The organism is Chitinophaga sp. RCC_12, assembly GCF_041360695.1.
Lineage (GTDB): Bacteria > Bacteroidota > Bacteroidia > Chitinophagales > Chitinophagaceae > Chitinophaga.
The window spans coordinates 407,989-430,798 of record NZ_JBFUPS010000006.1; the positions used below are offsets into that span (position 1 = coordinate 407,989).

A 22,810-nucleotide genomic window follows, 5' to 3' on the forward strand; every position below is an offset into this window, starting at 1 on the left:
AACGGCACTTCCACCGGCGGCATCGCTGTCAACAGGAAAGCCCGGCAGAAAATCTGAAAATAATTATCATGAGTTTACCTTCATTATCTCTCAAACGCCCCGTATTTGCTATCGTGATGAATATCATTATCGTGATATTCGGCCTGGTGGGCTTTACTTTTCTGGGGGTAAGGGATTTCCCGGCGATCGATCCGCCTGTCGTGAACGTACGCACCTCCTATGCGGGCGCCAACTCCGATATCATCGAAACACAGATCACCGAACCACTGGAAAAACAGATCAATGGTATCGCAGGGATCAAAAATATTTCTTCCAGCAGCAGCCAGGGAAGTAGTAACATCACCGTGGAATTTGAACTGGGAGAAGACCTGGAAGGTGCTACCAACGATGTGCGTGATAAAGTATCACAGGCGCTGCGCCAGCTGCCACCCGATATTGATGCCCCTCCCGTAGTATCCAAGCAGGACGCCAACTCCGATCCCATCATCTCCATGACGGTGCAGAGCAACACCCGCAACCAGCTGGAAGTAACCGAATACGCCTCCAACGTACTCCTGGAAAAACTGCAAACCATTCCCGGTGTAAGCGCCATACAGATATGGGGAGAAAAAAAATACGCCATGCGTATCTGGATGGACCCCGCCAGGTTATCGTCCTACAGTCTTACCCCCGGCGATGTACAGGCTGCCCTGTTACGCGAAAACGTGGAACTGCCCTCCGGAAAAATTGCCGGCAACGCCACCGACTTTACCGTACGTACCTTCGGACGGCTGGTATCTGAAGACGACTTCAACGGCCTGATCATCAAAAATGTAAACGGCAGCGAAATACGCATCCGCGACATCGGCCAGGCAGTGCTGGGACCCGAAAATGAAGAAACGGTACTGAAAGAATCCGGTAGCCCGATGATTGCACTCGCCCTCATCCCGCAGCCCGGCTCCAACTATGTAGCCATTGCAGAAGAATTCTATAAAAGATTCGAACAACTAAAAAAAGATATCCCGGAAGATTATTCCGTAAATATTGCAATGGATAATACCCGCTTCATCAAACAATCGATCGATGAAGTAGAAGAAACCCTCATAGTAGCACTGGTACTCGTAATTATTATTGTATACCTGTTCTTCCGCGACTGGCTCATGGCACTCCGTCCGCTGATAGATATCCCTGTATCTTTAATCGGCGCCTTCTTTATTATGTACGCCTGCGGCTTTACCATTAATATCCTCACCCTGCTGGCCATTGTACTGGCCACCGGTCTGGTAGTGGATGATGGTATTGTGGTAACAGAAAATATTTATAAAAAGATAGAACAGGGAATGCCCCGTATGAGGGCTGCACGCGAAGGATCTGAAGAAATATTCTTTGCCGTAATCGCTACGTCGATCACACTGGCCTTTGTATTCTTACCGATCATCTTCCTCCAGGGCTTCGTGGGACAACTGTTCCGTGAATTTGGTATCGTGGTGGCCGGCGCAGTAATCATCTCTGCCTTTGTATCACTCACGTTAACGCCTGTACTAAACGTAAAGCTCGGCCGTAAAACACATACCCACTCCTGGTTTTATACCAAAACGGAACCTTTCTTCCGCTGGATGGAAGACGGATACAGAAAATCGCTGGAATCGTTTATGCGTATCCGTTGGGTAGCCGGACTAATCATCGTCGGCTGCCTGGCAATGATTTACTTCCTCTTTAAAACGTTACAGTCGGAACTGGCGCCACTGGAAGACCGCAGCACTTTCCGCCTGTCTATTACCACTCCGGAGGGCACCGCATTCGATTACATGGATAACTATGTGGACAAGCTTACTAAGTTCATGATGGACTCTATTCCTGAAAAGAAGATCATCCTGAGCGTAACTTCTCCCGGCTTCAGTGGCTCCGGTGCGGTAAACACCGCCTTTGCCAACGTAATGCTCACAGAGCCGCACGATCGAACCCGCTCCCAGAAAGATATCGTGAATATGGTAAACCGGAGCATGAACAAGTTCCCGGAAGGTAAAGTTTTTGCCATCGAATCCCAGACTATCCAGGTAGGCCGCCGCGCGGGATTGCCGGTATCTTTTGTGCTGGAGCACATTAACTTCGACAGTCTGACCAGGGTGCTACCCAAGTTTATGGAAGAAGTGGGCAACAGCCCTGTTTTCCAGGGAACGGATGTGGACCTGAAATTCAATAAACCAGAACTGCGCATACATATTAACCGCGATAAAGCAACCCAACTCGGCGTATCTGTACAGGATATATCATCCACACTGCAGCTGGCACTGAGTAACCTCCGCTATGGTTATTTTATCAGGAATGGTAAACAATACCAGGTAATGGGACAGGTGTTCCGTGCCGACCGCGATGATCCAATGGATCTGCAAAACCTTTATGTACGTAACTCCCGCGGCGAAGCCATACAGCTCGATAACGTGGTAAGTATAGAAGAAGAAACCAGTCCGCCGATCATTTATCACTTTAACCGTTACAAATCCGCTACAGTATCTGCAGGATTGGCGCCCGGCAAAACTATTGGCGATGGTATCACCGAAATGTACCGGATCTATAATAAACTGCAAAATGAAAGTGTGCTGAATGAGTCCTTTAATACCGCCTTGTCCGGTTCCTCCCGCGACTACGCGGAAAGCGGTTCCAATACTATGTTTGCATTAGGACTGGCATTGGTACTCATTTACCTGGTATTGGCCGCACAGTTTGAAAGCTGGGTGGATCCGCTGATCATCATGTTAACGGTGCCGCTGGCATTTGCCGGAGCGCTGCTGTCGCTATGGGTATTTGACCAAACCTGGAATATCTTCTCACAGATCGGTGTAATTATGCTGATAGGGCTGGTAACGAAGAATGGTATCCTGATCGTGGAATTTGCCAACCATCAGCGTGATACCGGGATGGCAAAAGCCGATGCCGTAATCCATGCCTCCTCGATGCGTTTGCGTCCTATCCTGATGACGAGCCTCGCTATGGCACTGGGTGCGTTGCCGATTGCGATGTCGCTCGGCGCTGCCGCCACCAGCCGCATTCCGCTGGGAATCGTTATCGTAGGCGGAATCATCTTTTCACTGGTGTTAACTTTATTTGTAATTCCGGCGATGTATACTTTCCTGTCGCGCAGGGGCAGAAACAATAATGATGACGAGGAAGATGAAATGACAAAGAATGAGGAAGCACAGGTAGCAGCAGCACATGCCTGATAATAACAGATTTGAATGATCACGATTATGCTATTTATGATGAAAAATATAAAGAAGTGTTTCTTCTTATTCCTGCTACTGGTAAGTGCGGGTGTGTTAAAAGCACAGCAACAGGTACTTACCCTTGAACAGGCGATAGATGTAGCGCTGAAAAACAATTTTGATATCCGTCTGGCCAGGAATACAGCTGAACTGTCTGCTAACGACTACGCCTATGCGAACTTTGCATTTGTACCGCGCGTGAATGCCACTGCAGGTACTACCTGGAATCGCACCGCTACCAAACAGGAGTTTGTAAACGGTACCAAACGCGATACCAGCGGCATCAAGGGCAACAATCTCACTGGCAACGTAACCCTCAGCTGGACGTTGTTTGACGGTTTAAAGATGTTCGCTACACGCAATAAAATAGCATCTATCCGCGACCTCGGGGAACTGGCCATAAAAGACCAGGTGCAGAATTCCATCTCCACTATCATCGGCGGATACTATAACATTGTACAACAAAAGCAACAGTTGAAAGCCCTGGCAGAGCAGATGTCCATCTCCGAAGAACGGGTAAAATTGTCTGACGCCAAATTCAGTACAGGTCTCGCGCCCAAAACGGATCTGCTGCAATCAAAAGTAGATCTGAATGCGCAGAAGGCATTATACATCCGCCAGCAAACGCTGATAGAACAAAGTAAAGCCCTGCTGAACCAGTTGATGGCAGTACCTGCCGGCGCTACCGGATATGATGTTGTAGATTCTATTCCGCTTAACAGTGGACTATCCTTTGCGGTGCTGCAACAAAATATTGCTAACAACAATACCGCTATTAAAGTACAGCAACAGAACGTGAATATTTCTGCGCTGACAGTCAGGGAGCGTAAAGCGGATTACTTCCCGGTTATCTCCTTCAATTCAGGCTATAATTATAACAGGAATACCTCCAATGCTGCGTCTAACGCATTCAGTCCCCGTTTCAGCCGGAATGCCGTTTTCAACTACGGCTTCACCGCTGCTATCCCTATCTTCAATGGATTTAATGTAAAAAGACAGGTGCAAAATGCGCGGATCGACTTTGATTTCCAGAATATCACATTGGATAACGTAAGATCTCAGGTAGACCTGTCGCTCAACAACGCGTTCAAAGACTACGAATACTATAAAAAACAGGTGTCGCTGGAAGAAGAAACAAACGATCTTGCCAGAGAGAATGCGATGGTAGCGCTGGAGCGCTTCAAACAAGGCGTATCTACCATTCTTGAAGTAAAAATAGCGCAACAAAGCCTGGAAGATTCCTATTACCGGCTTATACAGGCGCGTTATAATACCAAGCTTGCGGAAACAGAGCTGGGTCGCCTGAACGGCGCATTGCTGCAATAGATCATTTTTTTTATATCAGAAGCGGGTAAGTAAGGGAGATGTCTCCTGCTTATCCGCTTCTTTTTTTAGTCTTATCATCAACTGTGCGGGCATGAACAGGCACTTGTATCATTAACGAACACATTAAATAATAGACAATATAAAAAAGATTACCACTCAAAGCCGATTCGTCCGGCATGATTTTGCAAATATCTCCACCGGATTATAAAACACAATACACATGTTACGCTACATTATGCTTTCTTTAAGCGGCATTATCTGCTTCACCTACATATGTACAGCACAAGAGCTACAGGTGGTAAACCGCGCAATGGTCAGCGACTCCATTATCCATTTGAACGAAGCACCAGGCGCAGGAATAGCCTGGATTAAAAATAAACAATTTGCCAGCGGCACTATTGAGTTTGATGTAAAAGGGAAGAATGTTTTGCAACAGAGTTTTGTAGGTATTGCTTTCCATGGTGTAAACGATTCTACTTATGATGCCATTTATTTCAGACCGTTCAATTTCCAGGTTCCTGAAGCCGGCAGAAGAGGGCACGCTGTGCAATACATTTCACTCCCCGGAAACGACTGGTCGTTTTTAAGAGAACAATACCCCGGAAAATATGAGCATGAAGTAAATCCTTCTACAGATCCCAACAAATGGTTTCATGTAAAGATAGTAGTAACTGATACAGAAGCAAGCACCTATCTGAATGGCGAAAGATGCTTAACAGTTACATTACTGGGCAGGCAAAAAACAGGAATGATAGGTTACTGGGTTGGTAACGGCTCCGGCGGGGACTGGAAGAATCTGAAACTAAACTAAGATTGTTGATTGATAAGTTAGAAGTCGGGCTTTGAGAACATGTGTTCTTAAAGCCTTTTTATTGGTGTTTAGTCACATAGAAAAGTGAGGAGTTTAGTTTCGACATAAATCCCTTCTGAAAAGGTGTCTACAGGGTATACTACTTCCATCTCTGTATAGGCATCTTTGGGGATGCAAAGATGAAAGATATTAAGTCTTATCAGCAGTTCCCGCGCGGCTTCGGCATCCCGGCTAACCAGTTCCCTTTGCTCCTTTAAAATCTGCTTCATTTCCATGTATTCTCTTTCAGTCATATAGTAAGTTTAAATTTCAGACCCAATCCCCAACACCGTTATCTTTTAACAAAACCGGATCGGGCCAATGTACTTCTTCTACTGGATTAAAATATCCCCTGATGCAATTTGGATTACGAATGCATATCTGAATATGATTTTTGTTCTTAAAGCCTGAATTAGGATATAATTCATCTCCTTCCACGAAAACACTTCTGACGGAATCATATGGCAGCAAGCTTTTTATCTCTCTATCAGTATGCAGATTTTCAATTACTGCGCAATCAAGATTTCTTAGCAGCAAGTCCTTTGATCCCATTGCATATTTGTTCACGGGAAGCATTCTGCCATTTTGCTCCGCTGCCTCAGATAATGTTTGATAAGAATCATACACAAGCTTCAAACAAGTTGTATCCAGCAGATCAAGACAGAACTTCAGATCAATAACTGCCCCCAATACCGCCGGTGAGCGAATTACTTTATTCCCCGGAGGATTACAGGCATAATCATATGCCCGTTCATAACTGTTCTCCCAGAAATAGTAGCCACTTCCCAGCCAGTCATATGGCTTACTGCTGGGACTCATTTTAATACTCCCTCTCACTAATGCGTCCCTCACATTTTCTTCACAACCGTGAAAACCAAGCACCAATCCAGGCCGTGTTGCGTGAATCTTTTCCATGATAGATTAACATGAACAATAAATCATAGAACAAGATTATAACTGAATGAATAGATCAGTTTAACCTGCCCTTTGCAACATACATTTACTATGGATGGAACACCTGTTGTTGTGAAAGTATTTCCGGTAAATAAACCAGCGAACAACGACACAATTTATCATTTTTCCGGATAAAAATAAGCATAGAAAAAAAATATTTTCATTTGCTACACTAAAATTAAATCTCATGAAAGGCAATATTGACATGGGTTGTATCAAAATGATATTAAAAATAAATTTGCAAAAACGAAAAGATAAAAATAATTTTTAGATAGGAATCTTAATTATTTTTTCATCAATTAAAATTAATTACATAATTTAGTTTCCACGTTTTGTTATCAACAATAACTTCAAGTTAACTCCTCACCAAAACATATCCTCAACTCTTTCAACTCATTTAGTCATGGCACTGTATACAACAACAACCATATCAGTAGACGAACAACAGTTCAGTCAATTCAACTTCCTGCACCTGAAACAATACATGGACCAGCACCACGAATTTGAGATAGGGATACAATACGATTGGCTATCACAATACGGATCGAATGCGGTTGCAGCGGGCAGGTCGTTACTGGGAAAAGAAATCAGCATCTGTATCCGGCCTGTCGAATCCCCGGGAGTATTCAATCAGTTGCTGTTTAATGGTATCATTACAGGAGTCCATGCCGGAAAAGAAAATAATGGTAATGCCGGCAGCTGCGTACTTCATGGTAACAGTCCTACCATATTGCTTTCGGGCAATCCACATATGCAATCTTATGAGCAACTGGCCTTATCATCCATTGTAAACACCGTCATAAAAAACTGTTACCCCTTTGCTGTGCATCCGCAGGTGAACCCCCATTTCACACAACCGCTGAAGTATATTGTACAATACAAAGAAACAGGATTCGACTTTCTTCAGCGGCTTTCTCAGCGTTTTGGAGAACATTTCTTCTACAATGGGCAGCAAATTATTTTCGGTCAGTACAGTTCCCTGAAAAACGACCTGGTACATCAGAAAGACCTGATTGATTTCCAGCTGGAATACAAAATTTTACCTATCCATCAAACGTTTCAAACGTATGAATACAGGTTACATAATATAGTAGAGGAAGATAGTTGTAATGCAGCCTCCGGCAACATGAACCATCACTCGTATCACGCGGGATCAGTGAGCCGGAAACTGTATCCTTATAAACCCAGCTATAAAGTACCACATGTATTTGGCAGGAATGCCGCCGCAGAACTTTCTGCATTTACCAATCGCTTCTATAAAGGACGAATAGCAGAATTGGTTTTCATAAAAGGCAGCAGCAGGAACACCGGTCTGTGTATTGGAAACATAATTGACGTAAAGGAACAGCTATCCGCCCGTGAAGACTATGGTGAATTTATACTTACAAGGCTGGAACACCATTGTAATGGGAATGGCGACTATTACAATACATTTGAAGGTATTCCGGCCGATATAGCAGTACCTGCTATGAACCTGAAAAACATGCCATATTGCGAAGCCCAGAGCGCCGTAGTAACGGATAACAATGACCCCAAAGGGCTTGGACGCGTCCGGGTAAAATTTAACTGGCAGCAGGGAAGTACGCCCTGGATCAGACTTCATCAACCGTATGGCGGAATCAATAAAGGTTTTTACTTTATTCCCGAAATAAATGAAGAGGTATGGGTAGATTTCGAAGGCGGCAACCCTGAAGCACCATACGTTACCGGCTGCGCTTACAACGGAAAAGCAACGGCTGCCTTCGGGGATCCAATGAATAACATTAAGGCAATTAAAACACGTAGTGGCCACATGATTCGCCTCGACGATACAGATGGCAATGAAAATATTATCATCACCGATAAAGGTGGCAACATGATCATGATGGATACCCAGGGACGGAACATTTCACTTTCGGCGCCCGAAAGAATAAACCTGACCGCCAAAAATATCGACGTTAATGTCACTGAAAATATCAATATAAATGCCGGGAATAATATCAATCACTACGCAGGGATAGATATCCTTCAACAGTCAGGTAACTGTCTTTATCAATATACGGTGAACGATTATCAATTAACTGCAACCAATATCACAAAAATAGCGATGGAAAATATCAACATGCAGGCGAGAGAAATAGATAAACATGCAGAAGAAATAAACATCAACAGCTCCAAAGAAAACATGCAGATAAGCTCGGGAAAGTCTGTCAACATAAAAAGTACAGAAAAGTCAAAACTATTCTAAAACACCAACACATGCGAAATATCCCCACAGGAGGCATGCTGATTGTCTGCAAAAAGTACATAGAAACAGGGAAGAGCATTCGTTGGCATAGTTCAGGAGAACTGTTTCTTCATTCCGGCAAGTCCGTAATCATCAACGGCAAACAGAAGGGTGTAAAATTCCATAAAATATCATCAGACATTCATAACCCTGGAAAATAAATTGCATTAAAAAGATGGCTGATAAACACTTTGTGGTGCAAGGAGCATTATGTAGATGTAATTTCGGTAATACTCCCGCAAAAATACAGGTTTCTGCATATACAGAATATATGAACGACGCCAGCGGAAACTCCAAACCGGTTGCTGGTTCCAATGAAACAGGCAATCCCTTCATGCCAGGTACATTTGGGATGTGCGCGTTAACACACAAGCCTTGCACACCCAACATCATTCAATGGCACAATGCATTGCCCGGCATTACACTTTCAAACGGAGGGAAAATACTAACAGAAAAAAGCACTGCTGTTTGCGCGGCAGCCGGGGCTCCCTGTGTTTGTATTATCCATCATGGTCAAACAGCTTATGTCGCTAAGGATAGCATTGCGGAAAATGAATCCACTATTATACCGGCGCTAAATCCCTTAGTTGCCACCCGTTTGAATCGCAGGGAAGTTCCTGCCATACGCACAATTATTTTATGTATTGAAAACCGTAACCCTGCGGTAATCTTTACCAGTGAAAAGAAGGAGGAGGTTTCCGTCAGGATCATGGAGCCGTTATTATTTGAGGTTGAAAGCTATTATAATCATGTGTTTCCGGACGAATCAGCGGTACAATGGAAAGTACTCAACCTTCACAATGATGGCAACGACGTGGTGTTAACCGAATCATCCGGCCCACGGTTAACATTTTCATTCGACACATCTGGGCACTTCCGGGTACTGGCCTTCGGAAAAGAACAAACAGATAGCGATGCCTTCATTGATCTATGTGCAGATAACAACACGCTTAAAGAGGAATTCATCATTAATGAAACACCTTATAAGTCAGGCCTCCTGCAAAGTGGAACTCCGGTTTGTGCAGAAGCTGTATACAGGATAACTCCCCCAACTGAAGCAGAAAGAGCGCTGGTGTCTATGCAGGTAACCGATAACAGCAAAAACATAATTGCCATATCCGATGATGATAAAATCTGGTTTACGCCCACCAACGCATCTGCCACTTACCTTGTTTCAGCCACCATGCGTACGGGTCTACATCCGCAACAGATCAGCAAAGAAATCCATACCCAAAACAACGGGGCCATATCAGTGAGCAACGGGACGTCAACACATGTGGTAAGGCCCCGCACAAATATGAATTTCCAGGTTTCACAAATGGTGCATATTAAACTGCCACCAGTACCTGCAGCGGCTATTCAATGGTTGCTAAACGGCATGCCTGTAGGCATAGGACCCAACATTACAATCAATGGCGACGTTCATCTTATTCTTCCCGGAAAGTATACAGTAGAAGTACGCGTAAATATTATGGAGGGGGAGCGTAATAATATTCAGCAAGCCTATTGGCACTTTGAAGTAAAAAACAATGAAGTACTAAAGATACTGGTACTGGAAGATAGTACTAACTGGATTGTCGGAAGGTATTATACTGTTTTCGCGCAAACACTAATGGATTATGAGGAAACTCTGGATGGTTCTGTTTTATGGAATCCCTACGGAGCCTCTACCAATAAGATCTCAACTGCATTGGCTTCACAGGAAGGAAGCTTCATGATCAGTGCACGTCTGGGAAATTCCCGGAAAACGCTCAGGATCAGTGCCATAAAAGCCACGCTCACCCGTTGGTGTTTTACAGATGAGCAATTAATTTATAGACCATCGGCTGGTTGGCAGGAGATAGTCCGCATAGCTATCAGTAGTCATGAAGCGGCAAATGAAAAGATACCGCTTCATTTGTTGCAGATAAATCCTGCGAACTGCATGCATCATGTAAAGAACCTGGGAGAGGTGGTTTTCAATGCGGATGGACTGTTGCAACTCGATGTTAGCATAAATAGCCTGAAACCATTATTAACTAATATCAGTTTCGAATGGGATACATTTCGCCTGTTGTTTGCAATACCTTTGTCTGCTAATTGCGTCCGGTTTGCTGATATGAAAACCATTACCTGTGATGGAACAGCATACTGGGTGCCGCAAAAGCAAAGCAACAAACGTATGCAGGAAAAGGGAGGGTACCTGGAGCTCAGTAACAAACGACGTGTGGTATCTGTACACTTTTACGATCAGCATAAATATCCTGGCTATAAAGTTTACAAATACGGACAGAAATTCAGCATGCTCGTACAAACCGCTAACCTTGCCGGAGAGGAATTATTCTTTCAGATATGGGAAAACCGGTATCAGGGAAAAGATAAGCATTGGCTCAGCGGCAGGTTGCATATAAATGAATATGGAACCGCAAATGCAGCAATAGATTCAAACCAGCTGAAAGCGGGGAATACACTGGAAGACAGCTTTCTCCGCTGCTTCTATGCAGTAATAAAGTCTTCTCCGGATAATTATTTCTATCCACATGAGATAGCGGATAAAAATATTCTGAACCCGGATAATATCAGTTACTACCAGCATATAAAATTATCCAACTGGTTTGATAATTTTATAAACAGGCATTCCAGGGCAAATGCACCGGTAGTATTGGGTGAGCAGCTGGAAATAAATGAGCCTAATACCAGGTGCCCGGCATGTGACGAGATGATTACGGTAGAACAGCTGGCTAAAATATTCTCCCATGCAACAACACCCTCATTGCAGATTGCAGCTGCTACCTACAACAGGTTTATGGAACAAACCGGTATGAATACCTGCTGGAATAAGGCACACTTTTTCGCCCAGGTGGCTATAGAAAGCGGTGGATGTTTGAATATTAAAGAAGGCGAAAGCTTCAACTGGTATTGGGAAGACCTGGGAAAGAATTTTCCGCCATTCAGAACAGCGGCGGGTAAAATAAAAGCGAAAGCATGGGGGAGAGCGATAAGAAAACCAGCTCGTCCTGGCGTAACAAAGGAAAACCAACGGCATATCGCTGATTATGTATACGGTCCCGATTCGGTAAAGGGGAAATCATTGGGCAACATACAACCAGGAGATGGATGGAAATTCCGTGGCAGGGGACTGATTCAGCTTACCGGCCGGGAAGCTTATACTTATGCAAACAAGTTTACCCGGAAAGAAAAGGCCGATATTCTTCTTCAACCAGATCTGGTAGCTACAGATATAAAAATTGCCGTACTCTCGTCAATGGCTTTCTGGAAATGGAAGGGATTGCAGCTTGCTGCTAATGGCAATACAGAAGTAACCGCTAAAATAAGTAAGGTAGTAGGCCTGGATGCGATTTCAAATGGCAAGAGCTCACATGCTGAAAAGAAACATTTCTTCGACACAAATTCATCTGTCTTATTCCAGGTAAACAACTGCCGGCATGGAAAAATATCCGATGGTGCCTTGAACAGGTATATTGTCAAAATAGATGCTTTCAGTTACACACTGATGGAACAAAATGTTAACTCCAATCAATACAGATACGATCTGTACAATGCCGGTACACTTATTAAAACATGCTTACTGCAAAAAAACAGATACGGCTTGCTACCATTCCCCGAAACTGGCCCCAACTGGGGAAGATACGGCACCAGGGATGGAGGAGATGATAATTATATAGCTCCTGATATTGCCGCGCCTTTGTTTGGATTCTTCTATTCATTACCACAGAATGGCTACAAGGATACACTTTATTATAACGATATCTCCGCCGGAGATAAACGGAATATAGGTCATAAAGGGCATATTAATGGTAACGACATTGATATCAGGTACCCTGGAAGCTCAAACAGGAAAGGATCTGTATTATGGACGGAAGGAATGGAGGCATATGGCAGCGAAAAGGAATTTTTGAAAGTGTTGGAGAAGATACTCAACATTGCCACTAAATGGGAATTTAGAAACAATTTCGCTTATAACAAACGTATTAATAATACGCTTGGCAGTTCTACAATCGTACATCAAGATCATTTTCATCTCGGTCTCAGGAAAAAAATAAAAAAATGAGAACAGTAAATTTAATACTGATAGTCTTTATACTTGGCAATGTAAGCTGTCAAAACACTCAGCAGCAACCAGTACAAACCATTGGAAAGAATAACGTTATCAAAAAAGAAAAAATGTATACCATGAATATAGACACCATTAAACGACACATAGAATGGCAATCCCACATAGAATCAACTGAAGACGGAATACCTGCAAGCTATACGTATACAGAGCAAGATGTTAATATCGCTTTACCTATTATTGCTCAAGGTTTAAAAGACAAAGGGTTTAAACAACTCAGCGATAGTTCTTTTAATAAAGCGCTGACCAATATATTTGGAAAAATACTTAGTCGTAAAAATGACGGAGTCAGGTTTCATAACAAATTCAATACTATTATTGAAGAAGGATACGAAAAAGAAGATGAGTATGACTATACAATCGAGAATATCTTCGTTTCAATAGAACACAAATTTATCTCGTGGGTTCCTCTATTAGGGGATTTCATTGAATTTGAAGGTAACAACAGTTATAAAATTGATCTTCATCCAAAAATAATCTCACGCAACAAATACCTCTTCAACAACAGCCAATCAGATCTTGCTTATCTTCTCGCCGAAGATACGCTCTTCCTCAAAACACTGGTCAAGTCATTTGGCTATACCAAAGAAGAAAAGATAAATACGCTGGCTATGAACGATTACCTGGATCTCGACAATAATCACATGCCTACAGTAGGCGAAATTATCTTTGTAAAAAACGTAGAAGGTGTGTTAGAAATAAAGCAGGAACTACTACAATGGATTTCGGATCATACCCGTGTCAATGATAATGCCTTGCTTCAGGCCCTTGCCCAATACGCCTATTCATTATATAGCAATACCAGTAACGACATATTCGCTGATAATCCCTTCGAAATATTTTCGCTGGATGAAAAAAGAAAAATCGTGGCCTATATCGCCAATATTTATGAACCACTTCAGCACCAGCTTATGCCTAAAAATCCAGGTATATGGCCGGGTTCATCGGTACTGGAAAATATGCTTAACGAAGACAAAGGGCTGGAGGATTTTCTCAAACAACATCACTATTTTTCATTGCCGGCCTTAAAACAGGAATTGGAACCAGCTGATTAAAATTCGTGGTTTCGCCGCCAGCATACCACATGGTAAAAACATAAATATTAAAAAAATTCATAGCAGATAATAAACAATTACGCCGGAGATAATTCTCCGGCGTAACAATTATTTAAGGTTCTTTCTTTTCTATCTTTTGCTTCTTATATTCTTCAAACGATTGCTTTATATAAAGTAACAGATCATAGTCGGAAGCGGAATTTAAAAACTGGTATCCCGGCCTGTATTTATACATAAACGAATCCAGTTCCGGGCTCTGTAGCTTGGTCATTCTTCCCACCAGTTCAGGAGAATAGCGATAGTCGATGAACTTCTCCTTCTCCCAGTAAACCAGCTGTTCATGAAACTGCTCTTTTCTTTTACGCACTTTACTTGGCACTAGATAACTTAAAGCCGTAATCGGGTTAGCCGGCAAGGTTTTAAGTACATCCATCGCCCCTGGCTTACGGTAATCAAAGTAGCGCCCATATTCATCTCTCAGTGCCATAGAATCGTTGCGGTAGTTCTTACCCCGGATATTTACCCCCTGCAGTTCAAACAACCGCTTCTGCATATATACATCCTGGGAAGCTGACATTCCCGGAACAAGCAACATTTTAGGTGTATAGCTCAACATGGAAAATTCAAGGGTATCTCCCGGCAGTGCCTCAATATAAAAACGGCCATTTTCATTACTTAATGTGCCCGTCATTGTCCTCTTGTTAACAATAGAAACAAAAGGCAATCCCGTTTTGGAATCCTGATCCGCCACCATACCGGACAAACGCACCTGCGCGAAGGTTCCCTGCATGTTAATGAAAAAGAAAAAAAACAGTGCTCCGATATATGCTGTAATACGAATCATGAATATACTAATCCTTCAAATTTAATGTTCCACCCGCAAATGAAAAGTTAAAAAACGGGAGAAATGTGAGTGCTCAGCAGCAAAATTATTAATTATCAACATTATAAATATCCCTCTAATCACTTATTTTTACGGTTATCACCCATTATTGTGTAAAAGTCATGCCACAGAAAATCATCTTTGCTACCCAACATTATCAGTATCTGAAAAACAGGATACTCTCAATTGCAGGCTCCACCTGGGAAAATGGGGAATTAGACATACGCGATTTCCCCGATGGGGAGCATTATCACCGCATTTTGAGTAATGTCAGCAACAAAGAAGTGATTTTGCTTGGTGGCACTATCGACGATAAAGAAACACTGGAACTATATGATCTGGCCAGCGGTTGCATCCAGCTGGGAGCTTATTCCCTGACCATCATCATTCCTTTTTTTGGATATTCTACTATGGAACGCGCCGTAAAATATGGCGAAATTGTAAAAGCCAAAACACGCGCTGTATTGTTTTCGTCTTTACCCAATACCTCCCGTGGCAACAGGATCGTAATGATTGATCTTCATGTGGATGGTATTACCTGGTATTTTGAAAACGATGTTCGCCCGGTGCATTTATATGCAAAGGAATTTGTAATGAATACGGCTATGGAACTCGCAGCCGGAGAGCCTTTTGTGCTGGCCAGCACAGATGCGGGCAGGGCTAAATGGGTAGAATCCCTTGCCAACGATCTGCATGTACCGGCGGCTTTCGCGTTCAAACGTCGCCTTTCCGGCGATGAAACAGCTATTACCGCCATCAGCGCCGATGTAAAAGACAAAACAGTGATCATCTACGATGACATGATCCGCACGGGCGGTTCTCTGATCCATGCCGCACAATCTTATCGTGATGCCGGTGCCGGCAATATCTTCGTTATCACCACCCACGGCATCTTTGCAGGAAATGGCTTCGAAAAAATCAAGCAATCAGGCCTCATTAAAAAGGTAGTCTGCACAGATACCCATCCCAATGCTATCACCATCAACGACGATATGTTGCTTGTAAAATCAGTCGATCAGCTGATCGTCAATTATTTTCAGTCACAGCACTCCTGATTACCTGTTGGCAGGCTATTTGTCATCCAGACACTTGTGAACCATGCAGCGGTAATTCCTGAAATTGAAATGGCATAAATCGGCCATCTGCAAATCTGACAAATCATTATGCTTGATTTTCGTATACTCGAATACGGTAGTTGCGACTACCATAGTATGATTGACCTTCGTAGCGAGGTGCTTCGAAAACCATTGGGGCTTACATTTTCAGCCGAACAATTACAAAAAGAAATCAATGATATTTTCATTGCCGGCTTTACACAAGGGAACGATCATGAAATACTCGCCGGTTGTTGTATTCTCACTCCTGTTAGTGAAAACACAGTACAGTTAAGACAAATGGCAGTGTCGCCGCGCCTGCAGGGCAAAGGAATAGGCAGAGAAATTGTAGTATTTGCAGAACAATATGCACGTAGCAACGGCTTTGATGAATTAACCATGCACGCCCGGAAAGAAGCTACGGGGTTCTATCGGAAACTGGGCTATGAAATCTGTGGAGAAGAATTTACAGAGGTGGGCATTCCGCACTACGAAATGAGGAAAAACCTGAATTAATTATTTTTTATTTTTTTGCTTCTGCAACCCATTGTAGAAGGCGTTTTGATTGTATTGTTATATTGATGGATAACCAATATAACAACAGACAGCATAGGAATCCTGTCAAAAAATTTTGTAACCAAATCTTTCATAATACGATGAGAAGCCATGTACTAGCCTGGTCGGGGCTGTGCTATGCCTTTTTCTGCTATACCTCCAGCAGCGCATACGCAAAACCCGAAGGGTATCTCACAGCAAAACAGCTGCAAGCTGATACCACCGTTCCGGTAGTGATTAAACCCGCTGCTGCTGATACCAGTGTTAAACCTAAACAGGATACCACTGCTCCGGTAGTCATTAAACCTGCTGCTACCGATTCCACTGTTAAACCGAAACAGGATACTTCCAAACCAGTAACCGATACCGCCAAAACGGCTGTAGCAAAGCCTAAAGAGGATACCGCACTCATCCTTCCCCCGGACTCAGCTACCGCTAAAAGCGAAGTAGGAAAATTCCAGTTAACAGGAACAGTGAAAGATGATAAAGGAACTCCTATTCCAGGCGCCGTTATCCGGAATAAAACATCTAAACTAAACGCACAGTCAGACCCAACTGGTCAATACACCATTAAGGCGGCCGTACGCGATACCATACTCATCACAGCTCCTACTTTCGGTGAACAGTCTATCCCGGTAGAAAAAAGAGGTGAACTCGATGTTACCCTGGTTCCCTCCAATGCTACCAAAAAAGTTTTGGGAGAGGTAGTAGTCACGGCCCTCGGCATAAAAAAGAATCCCCGCTCCGTAGGTTATGCCATACAGGAAGTAAGCGGCAATGCCGTACAGGAAGCAAAAGAAGTGAACTTTGTAAACGCCCTCACAGGAAAAGTTCCCGGTGTGCAAATCAGCTCTAACACCGGTTCCATGGGCGGCGCCAGCAAAATCACCATCCGTGGGGTAAAATCCATCCTGGGTGATAACAATGCCTTCTTTGTATTGGATGGTGTACCCATGATCAATAACGTAACAAACGATCCCGGACAGCAAAACGGTGGTGGTGGCTACGACTACGGTAGCCCTATGCAGGATATCAACCCGGAAGACATTGAAAACATCTCTGTCCTCAAAGGCGCAGCCGCAACCGCCCTTTACGGAAGCCGCGGCGCGAACGGCGTTCTCCAGATAACAACCAAGAAACGCCCGGATACCGAAAAAGGAATCGGGGTTACCTATAGCCTCAATGCCCAGGTAGATCAGGTAGCTGTACTCCCCGATTATCAGAATTCTTACGGCGGCGGTAGTGCAGGAAAATTTGATACGCTCTATTACAACCAGCATCCGGAAGGCTTCCTTAATGAACAAAGCGCCACTTACGACGACAACAACGGCAAAGGACGCTACGACCTGATGCCACAATATGCAGTAGATGAATCATGGGGACCCAAACTGAACGGACAGATTATTCGCCCTTACTGGTCATGGGACAAGGATAAAAAAAATCCATACTTCGGTAAAACTGATACCTGGTCACCACATCCAAATAATGTAAAAGACTTCTATAAAACAGGTTTTACTCTAACCAACAATATATCAATGGCAGGCAGCGACGATAAAGGAAGTTTCCGCTTATCGTACGGTAACATGGATCAAACCTTCGTACTCCCCAACGCCACCAACAAAAGAAACAATCTCTCTTTCAATGGTAGCTATGAATTAACAAAGGGAGTAAAAGCCGTAGCCTCCATGAACTACACCTCCTTAAAAGTAAAAGGCCGTCCGGGTACCGGCTTTACCGGTCCCAATCCTACATTGCAGTTCACGATGTATGGTCAACGCCAGCTCGATTTGGAAATGGAGAAAAGATATAAGTATGATGACGGATCACAGATCACCTGGAACCGCCGGTCATGGGACGATCCAACGGTCTCCTCCAGCAATGGACCATACTGGAACCGTTATATGGATTACGAAACAGATAGCCGCAACAGGCTCTTCGGATCCGCCGGACTGGATATAGACGCCACAAAATGGCTCTCCTTCTCCGGTCGCGTATTCATGGACGACTATAGCACACTCGAAGAAGAAAGAACAGCAAAAGATTATGCAATAGGAGGATATATCAAACGCGTGAGAAGTAACCGAGAAATGAACTATCAGTTAACAGCAGATATCAAAAAAGATTTCGGTACCGACTTCCAGCTGAATGCAACAGTTGGTGGAAACGTAATGCATCGTAAATGGACCGTCACCGGCGGAAGCGTTGTAGGTGGATTGATCACGAAAGATGTATACAACCTGCTCAACTCTGCCCAGCCCGCTCAGGCCATTGATCAGTACTACGAAAAACAGATCAACTCCGTTTTCGCTACCGCCAACCTGGGATATAAGAACCTGCTGTTCCTCGACCTCACGGGTCGTAGCGACTGGTCCTCTACCCTGGTAAAAGGTAATAACCAATATTTCTATCCATCGGCCTCCCTTTCCTTTGTTTTCTCAGACCTGTTGAAAGAATGGAAATGGCTGTCATTTGGTAAATTAAGAGGTAGCCTCGCTGCAGTAGGTAATGATGCCGATCCGTACCGGATTTACAACACATACGACTTCATTCCTCCTTTCGGCAGCAATCCGGTTATTCAGTTCTCTCCAACATTATACAACGAAGACCTGAAACCGGAACGTACCACGGAAGTGGAAACAGGCGTGGAATTGAAATTCCTGGACAACCGTATTGGTGTTGACTTCACCTACTACAGACGCGTTACCAAGGATCAGATCATCACACTGGCACTGCCTACAGCTACCGGTTTCACCGGAGCCTACGTAAATGGCGGTAGTGTGGAAAATAAAGGTATTGAAATAGGCCTGAACCTGAACCCCATCCGCCTGAAAAATGGCTTCCGCTGGGATATCAGCGCCAACCTCGCACGCAACCGGAACAAGGTGCTCAACCTGGATATTGCACAGTATAATACATCACTGGACTTTCTGACAATCGGCACCGACCGCCGTACACAGAAGGTATCGGTGGTAGGACAAGTAGGAGAGCCGCTGGGAACTATCCGCGGTACCGATTATACTTACCTTAACGGCCAGAAAGTAGTAGATGCACTCGGACGTTATGTGCCAAGTGAAATCAAACCTATTGGTAACGCTTATCCCGATTATGTAGGTGGTGTTACCAACACTTTCACTTATAAAGGTATTTACCTGTCTGCACTGGTTGATTTCCAACACGGCGGCGATTTCTTCTCCTACACTAACCTGTACGGAAACAAATCCGGTCTGCTGGAAACTACAGTAGAAAATGGCATCCGTGAAAATGGCATTATCGTTCCGGGTGTAACCGCAGATGGACATGCCAATACCACAAAAATTACCGCACAGGATCATTTCAACTACAATGGTGGAAATGTGATCAGCAAGGCCAACCTGTATGATGCCAGCTACGTCTACCTGAGAGAAGCAAAAATTGGTTACAACCTGCCCGAATCATGGTATAAGAAAATAGGAGCCCAGGCCGCCCGCCTTTCTCTCTATGGCCGTAACCTCTGGTTAATTAAATCCAATGCGCCGAATGTAGATCCATCCAATATCCTCAATTCCGCTTCCAACGTACAGGGAATTGAAGGTGGTGCGCTGCCATCACTCCGGTCTTATGGATTAAACCTGAATGTATCATTCTAAATTTTGTGAAGATGACTAAAAAGATTTTTAAATATAGCAGCATCCTGTTCTTGTTGGCTTCACTGGCAGTTACCAGCTGTAAAAAGTTGGATGATATGAACACTGATCCAACCAGGCCAACTACCGCTTCGCCCGCAAACCTGCTCACGGGCGCCCAGAAAAGCACGATGGACATGCTTTACAGCGGATTACAAAACGGCTTCATCGCCATGAACTATGCACAATTCTGGACTGGAAACTCCAGGACAAATGATAGCCAGTTCAATCTCGATGAAGGTAATAATGCCGCTTTCTGGAATACATTATACCGTATCTCGTTGCATAATCTTGATGACCTGGTTAAACAAAACGCGGCTAACCCAGGGCTGCCCGGCGCAACTAACCAGAGTGCCATCGCAAAAATCACAAGCGCCTGGATTTACCAGATCCTGGCAGATACCTACGGAAATATTCCATATACAAAAACCTTCCAGGGTAGCAGTAATATTACCCCTCAATACGATGATGCCCAAACCATTTATAACTCCCTGCTCGACACCTTGCAGGCGCAGATAAATGTGCTGGATACATCACAGATTAGCTTTGAAACCGGGGATATTATTTATAACGGAGATGTGGAAAAATGGAAGAAACTGGCAAATTCGCTGATGCTCAGATTGGCCATCCGCATGGTAGACGCCAATCCGCAAAAAGCCAAACAGATCATTGAAGCGCACTATCAGGATGCCCTTAGCGATAACAGTGACAATGCCGAGTTCGAATACCTGAATGCAGCACCCAACAAATTTCCTTATAATGACTCTGAACGCGATATCATCGACTTTTCTGTAAGCGCCACCCTGGTGGATTATATGAAAAGTGTAAATGATCCCCGCCTCAGCATTTATGCCCGGCCTTCAGCCATTAGCGATACCATCAAAGGTATGCCTTACGGCTCGTCCGCTTCAAATCCGGACAGACTTCCTATAGACAACTACTCCTTTCCCGGCACACAAATATATAGCGCCACAATGCCAGGTATCCTAATGGGATATGCAGAAGTAGAGTTTATCCTGGCGGAAGCTGCTGCCAGAGGCATGAATGTGGGCGATGATGCAGCTACACACTATGCAAAAGGCATCACCGCTTCCATCAGCTACTGGCGTACACTTACCAACAACACAGATATCACGGATGCTGCTATCGAGGCATATATAGCGAAAGTACCTTACGTGGCCGCCGACTGGAGAAATGTGATCGGTACGCAAAAATGGCTCGCGCTTTATCCGCAGGGCTTCCAGGCATGGTTTGAAAGAACCAGGCTGCATTTCAGCAAACCAGGCGGACAACCATTATTCATCGCTCCGGTATCCGGTTCACTGGATCCCAGCGTTACAATGGTGCCCTACAGGTTAACTTACCTGCAAACCGAGCAAACACAGAATAAGGCCAGTTACGAAAAAGCCGCTTCCGACATCGGTGGCGACACAAAAGGCACCAAACTGTGGTATAACAAATTCTGATACAACAATCAACTATAGCTAAACAACAATCTACCGGCGCCTGCATCTGCAGGCGCTTTCTTTTTTTATACCGATTTATTTATCTTTAACCCCACCTATATTCAACGATCATGAGGAAAGTACTGCTAACAATGGCCCTGCTGGCTATTGTCCGTTTGGTATCAGCACAGGAAACAACACATGCTTACCAAAATTGGTATACTTATTTCGGCACCATGAAAATTAACAGTAAATGGGCGGTGCCTTTTGATGTGCAGTTACGTATCAGGGATGGTATCAGTAACAAAGGTCAGCTGCTCATGCGCGGCGGTCTGCAATATTCCCTTACCAAACAGGATCATATTTTACTGGGATATGCATATGTGCCCACTTACAATGCCACCAGCAATACATGGCTGCCTGAACAACGCATCTTTGAACAATATATCCATAAAGCAAAAAAACTGGATATGACTCACCGGGTACGGCTGGAACAACGCTGGGTATCCCAACCGTCAGCTCCCGGAGAGCCGCATGCTATCGGTAATTGGAAATATGGCAACCGCGCCCGCTATTTCAACCGCACACAACTACCCATCCTTCATAAAAAAGCAGCCACCCCGTTTTACGTGGCCCTGCAGGACGAAATCTTTTTAAATCTCTGGGGAAATGATATCAGCAACCTGCTGTTCGATCAGAACCGCTTCCTGGTTGCTTTTGGATATCAGTTCAATCCTAATCTCAAAGCAGATATAGGTTATATGAACCAGCTGGTCCAGGTTACGTCAGGCGCTAAAACCATGAACCATATCCTGCATTTCAGCATATTCCAGAATATTAACCTGTAACGTAGAAAGTCTTACCGGTAATTACTAAACTTCGATTTGAGTATGCCCGCGAAATTGCGGTAGGCTTCCTCTGTCTGGAAAGCACTGGTGGGAATGAGAAAAAAGGTTTTCTTATCACGATAGAGGAAGAAGAATTTTTCAGTTTCCACTACCCTGGAAAAATTGCTCCAGCTGATATTACGCGGATGATCACTCCCCCGGGTGGTAATCAATAATCCCTCGTCAGAATACTTCAGATGTATACTGTCTTTAAAAGTAGCCGCCTTATTGTAAATGGAAACAGGTAACAGGTACCAGAATACCCAGCCAAGCACCAGTATCATGATAACAATACCAGTAAGCGCGCCGGTGGTCACCACGCTAAAAAAATAACCTGTTAAAGTAGCAAGTAATAAGATGATAAGGGTATTGCGGAAGACTTTAATCTCGCCTCTTCGCATAAAATGATAGCGCAATGCATGCAACACATCCCCTTTATCGTAGTTAAACTCTAAATGCATTATCGCCTGGCAAAAC

15 protein-coding genes are annotated in these 22,810 nt (G+C 44.0%); 11 read left to right on the forward strand and 4 right to left on the reverse strand.

Going from position 1 to position 22,810, the window contains the following annotated elements; genetic code table 11:
* The first annotated feature begins 68 nt into the window (after positions 1-68).
* The 3 genes from AB6805_RS20070 (at position 69) to AB6805_RS20080 (ending at position 5,379) form a co-directional block, all read left to right on the forward strand.
* Positions 69-3,200, forward strand: a complete 3,132-nt coding sequence (locus AB6805_RS20070) for an efflux RND transporter permease subunit (protein ID WP_370911223.1) — start codon at positions 69-71, stop codon at positions 3,198-3,200.
* 15 nt (positions 3,201-3,215) lie between these two features.
* On the forward strand, positions 3,216-4,568 hold the full coding sequence (locus tag AB6805_RS20075) for a TolC family protein (RefSeq protein ID WP_370911224.1): 1,353 nt from the start codon (positions 3,216-3,218) through the stop codon (positions 4,566-4,568).
* 220 nt (positions 4,569-4,788) lie between these two features.
* Positions 4,789-5,379 carry a family 16 glycoside hydrolase gene (locus AB6805_RS20080; protein WP_370911225.1) on the forward strand — a complete coding sequence of 197 codons (591 nt, stop codon included), beginning with the start codon at positions 4,789-4,791 and terminating at the stop codon, positions 5,377-5,379.
* A gap of 68 nt (positions 5,380-5,447) precedes the next feature.
* Here the strand turns inward: AB6805_RS20080 and AB6805_RS20085 are convergent, their stop codons facing one another.
* Together AB6805_RS20085 and AB6805_RS20090 are read right to left on the reverse strand one after the other, a co-directional pair.
* On the reverse strand, positions 5,448-5,672 hold the full coding sequence (locus AB6805_RS20085) for a hypothetical protein (RefSeq protein ID WP_370911226.1): 225 nt from the start codon (positions 5,670-5,672) through the stop codon (positions 5,448-5,450).
* A gap of 16 nt (positions 5,673-5,688) precedes the next feature.
* Positions 5,689-6,333, reverse strand: a complete 645-nt coding sequence (locus tag AB6805_RS20090) for a hypothetical protein (protein WP_370911227.1) — start codon at positions 6,331-6,333, stop codon at positions 5,689-5,691.
* 442 nt (positions 6,334-6,775) lie between these two features.
* On the opposite strand from AB6805_RS20090, the gene AB6805_RS20095 reads away from it, so the two are divergent.
* The 3 genes from AB6805_RS20095 to AB6805_RS20105 all read left to right on the forward strand — a co-directional run bounded on the left by AB6805_RS20095 (position 6,776) and on the right by AB6805_RS20105 (position 13,807).
* A complete protein-coding gene (locus tag AB6805_RS20095) occupies positions 6,776-8,599 on the forward strand; it encodes a type VI secretion system Vgr family protein (protein ID WP_370911228.1) in 1,824 nt (607 codons plus the stop codon).
* 214 nt (positions 8,600-8,813) lie between these two features.
* The gene (locus AB6805_RS20100) at positions 8,814-12,689 is read left to right on the forward strand and encodes a PAAR-like protein (protein WP_370911229.1); all 3,876 of its coding nucleotides are present in this window, start codon (positions 8,814-8,816) and stop codon (positions 12,687-12,689) included.
* On the forward strand, positions 12,686-13,807 hold the full coding sequence (locus AB6805_RS20105; RefSeq protein WP_370911230.1) for a hypothetical protein: 1,122 nt from the start codon (positions 12,686-12,688) through the stop codon (positions 13,805-13,807). The genes AB6805_RS20100 and AB6805_RS20105 overlap by 4 nt, the downstream gene beginning before the upstream one ends.
* Before the next feature lie 112 nt (positions 13,808-13,919).
* On the opposite strand, the gene AB6805_RS20110 is transcribed toward AB6805_RS20105, so the two are convergent.
* The gene (locus tag AB6805_RS20110) at positions 13,920-14,651 is read right to left on the reverse strand and encodes a carboxypeptidase-like regulatory domain-containing protein (RefSeq protein ID WP_370911231.1); all 732 of its coding nucleotides are present in this window, start codon (positions 14,649-14,651) and stop codon (positions 13,920-13,922) included.
* A gap of 161 nt (positions 14,652-14,812) precedes the next feature.
* Between AB6805_RS20110 and prs the strand changes: the two genes are divergently transcribed.
* The 5 genes from prs to AB6805_RS20135 all read left to right on the forward strand — a co-directional run bounded on the left by prs (position 14,813) and on the right by AB6805_RS20135 (position 22,294).
* The gene (gene prs, locus AB6805_RS20115) at positions 14,813-15,745 is read left to right on the forward strand and encodes a ribose-phosphate diphosphokinase (protein ID WP_370911232.1); all 933 of its coding nucleotides are present in this window, start codon (positions 14,813-14,815) and stop codon (positions 15,743-15,745) included.
* Between the two features lie 108 nt (positions 15,746-15,853).
* The gene (locus AB6805_RS20120) at positions 15,854-16,300 is read left to right on the forward strand and encodes a GNAT family N-acetyltransferase (protein WP_370911233.1); all 447 of its coding nucleotides are present in this window, start codon (positions 15,854-15,856) and stop codon (positions 16,298-16,300) included.
* A 140-nt stretch (positions 16,301-16,440) separates the two neighbouring features.
* Positions 16,441-19,965, forward strand: a complete 3,525-nt coding sequence (locus AB6805_RS20125; RefSeq protein WP_370911234.1) for a SusC/RagA family TonB-linked outer membrane protein — start codon at positions 16,441-16,443, stop codon at positions 19,963-19,965.
* Positions 19,966-19,976: 11 nt separating this feature from the next.
* Entirely contained in the window at positions 19,977-21,467 is a 1,491-nt protein-coding gene (locus tag AB6805_RS20130) for a SusD/RagB family nutrient-binding outer membrane lipoprotein (RefSeq protein ID WP_370911235.1), read from the forward strand.
* Between the two features lie 110 nt (positions 21,468-21,577).
* On the forward strand, positions 21,578-22,294 hold the full coding sequence (locus AB6805_RS20135) for a DUF2490 domain-containing protein (protein WP_370911236.1): 717 nt from the start codon (positions 21,578-21,580) through the stop codon (positions 22,292-22,294).
* Between the two features lie 11 nt (positions 22,295-22,305).
* Here AB6805_RS20135 and AB6805_RS20140 read toward each other — a convergent pair whose 3' ends face one another.
* Entirely contained in the window at positions 22,306-22,794 is a 489-nt protein-coding gene (locus AB6805_RS20140; RefSeq protein WP_370911237.1) for a YcxB family protein, read from the reverse strand.
* Between the last annotated feature and the right edge of the window lie 16 nt (positions 22,795-22,810).

Bases quoted from the DNA above. Each gene is read 5' to 3' on its own strand.
- AB6805_RS20070 (WP_370911223.1), top strand. From the start codon at position 69: ATGAGTTTACCTTCATTATCTCTCAAACGCCCCGTATTTGCTATCGTG.
- AB6805_RS20100 (WP_370911229.1), top strand. From the start codon at position 8,814: ATGGCTGATAAACACTTTGTGGTGCAAGGAGCATTATGTAGATGTAAT.
- AB6805_RS20090 (WP_370911227.1), bottom strand. From the start codon at position 6,333: ATGGAAAAGATTCACGCAACACGGCCTGGATTGGTGCTTGGTTTTCAC.
- AB6805_RS20130 (WP_370911235.1), top strand. From the start codon at position 19,977: ATGACTAAAAAGATTTTTAAATATAGCAGCATCCTGTTCTTGTTGGCT.
- AB6805_RS20120 (WP_370911233.1), top strand. From the start codon at position 15,854: ATGCTTGATTTTCGTATACTCGAATACGGTAGTTGCGACTACCATAGT.
- AB6805_RS20110 (WP_370911231.1), bottom strand. From the start codon at position 14,651: ATGATTCGTATTACAGCATATATCGGAGCACTGTTTTTTTTCTTTTTC.
- prs (WP_370911232.1), top strand. From the start codon at position 14,813: ATGCCACAGAAAATCATCTTTGCTACCCAACATTATCAGTATCTGAAA.
- AB6805_RS20125 (WP_370911234.1), top strand. From the start codon at position 16,441: ATGAGAAGCCATGTACTAGCCTGGTCGGGGCTGTGCTATGCCTTTTTC.
- AB6805_RS20095 (WP_370911228.1), top strand. From the start codon at position 6,776: ATGGCACTGTATACAACAACAACCATATCAGTAGACGAACAACAGTTC.
- AB6805_RS20085 (WP_370911226.1), bottom strand. From the start codon at position 5,672: ATGACTGAAAGAGAATACATGGAAATGAAGCAGATTTTAAAGGAGCAA.
- AB6805_RS20135 (WP_370911236.1), top strand. From the start codon at position 21,578: ATGAGGAAAGTACTGCTAACAATGGCCCTGCTGGCTATTGTCCGTTTG.
- AB6805_RS20080 (WP_370911225.1), top strand. From the start codon at position 4,789: ATGTTACGCTACATTATGCTTTCTTTAAGCGGCATTATCTGCTTCACC.
- AB6805_RS20075 (WP_370911224.1), top strand. From the start codon at position 3,216: ATGATCACGATTATGCTATTTATGATGAAAAATATAAAGAAGTGTTTC.
- AB6805_RS20140 (WP_370911237.1), bottom strand. From the start codon at position 22,794: ATGCATTTAGAGTTTAACTACGATAAAGGGGATGTGTTGCATGCATTG.
- AB6805_RS20105 (WP_370911230.1), top strand. From the start codon at position 12,686: ATGAGAACAGTAAATTTAATACTGATAGTCTTTATACTTGGCAATGTA.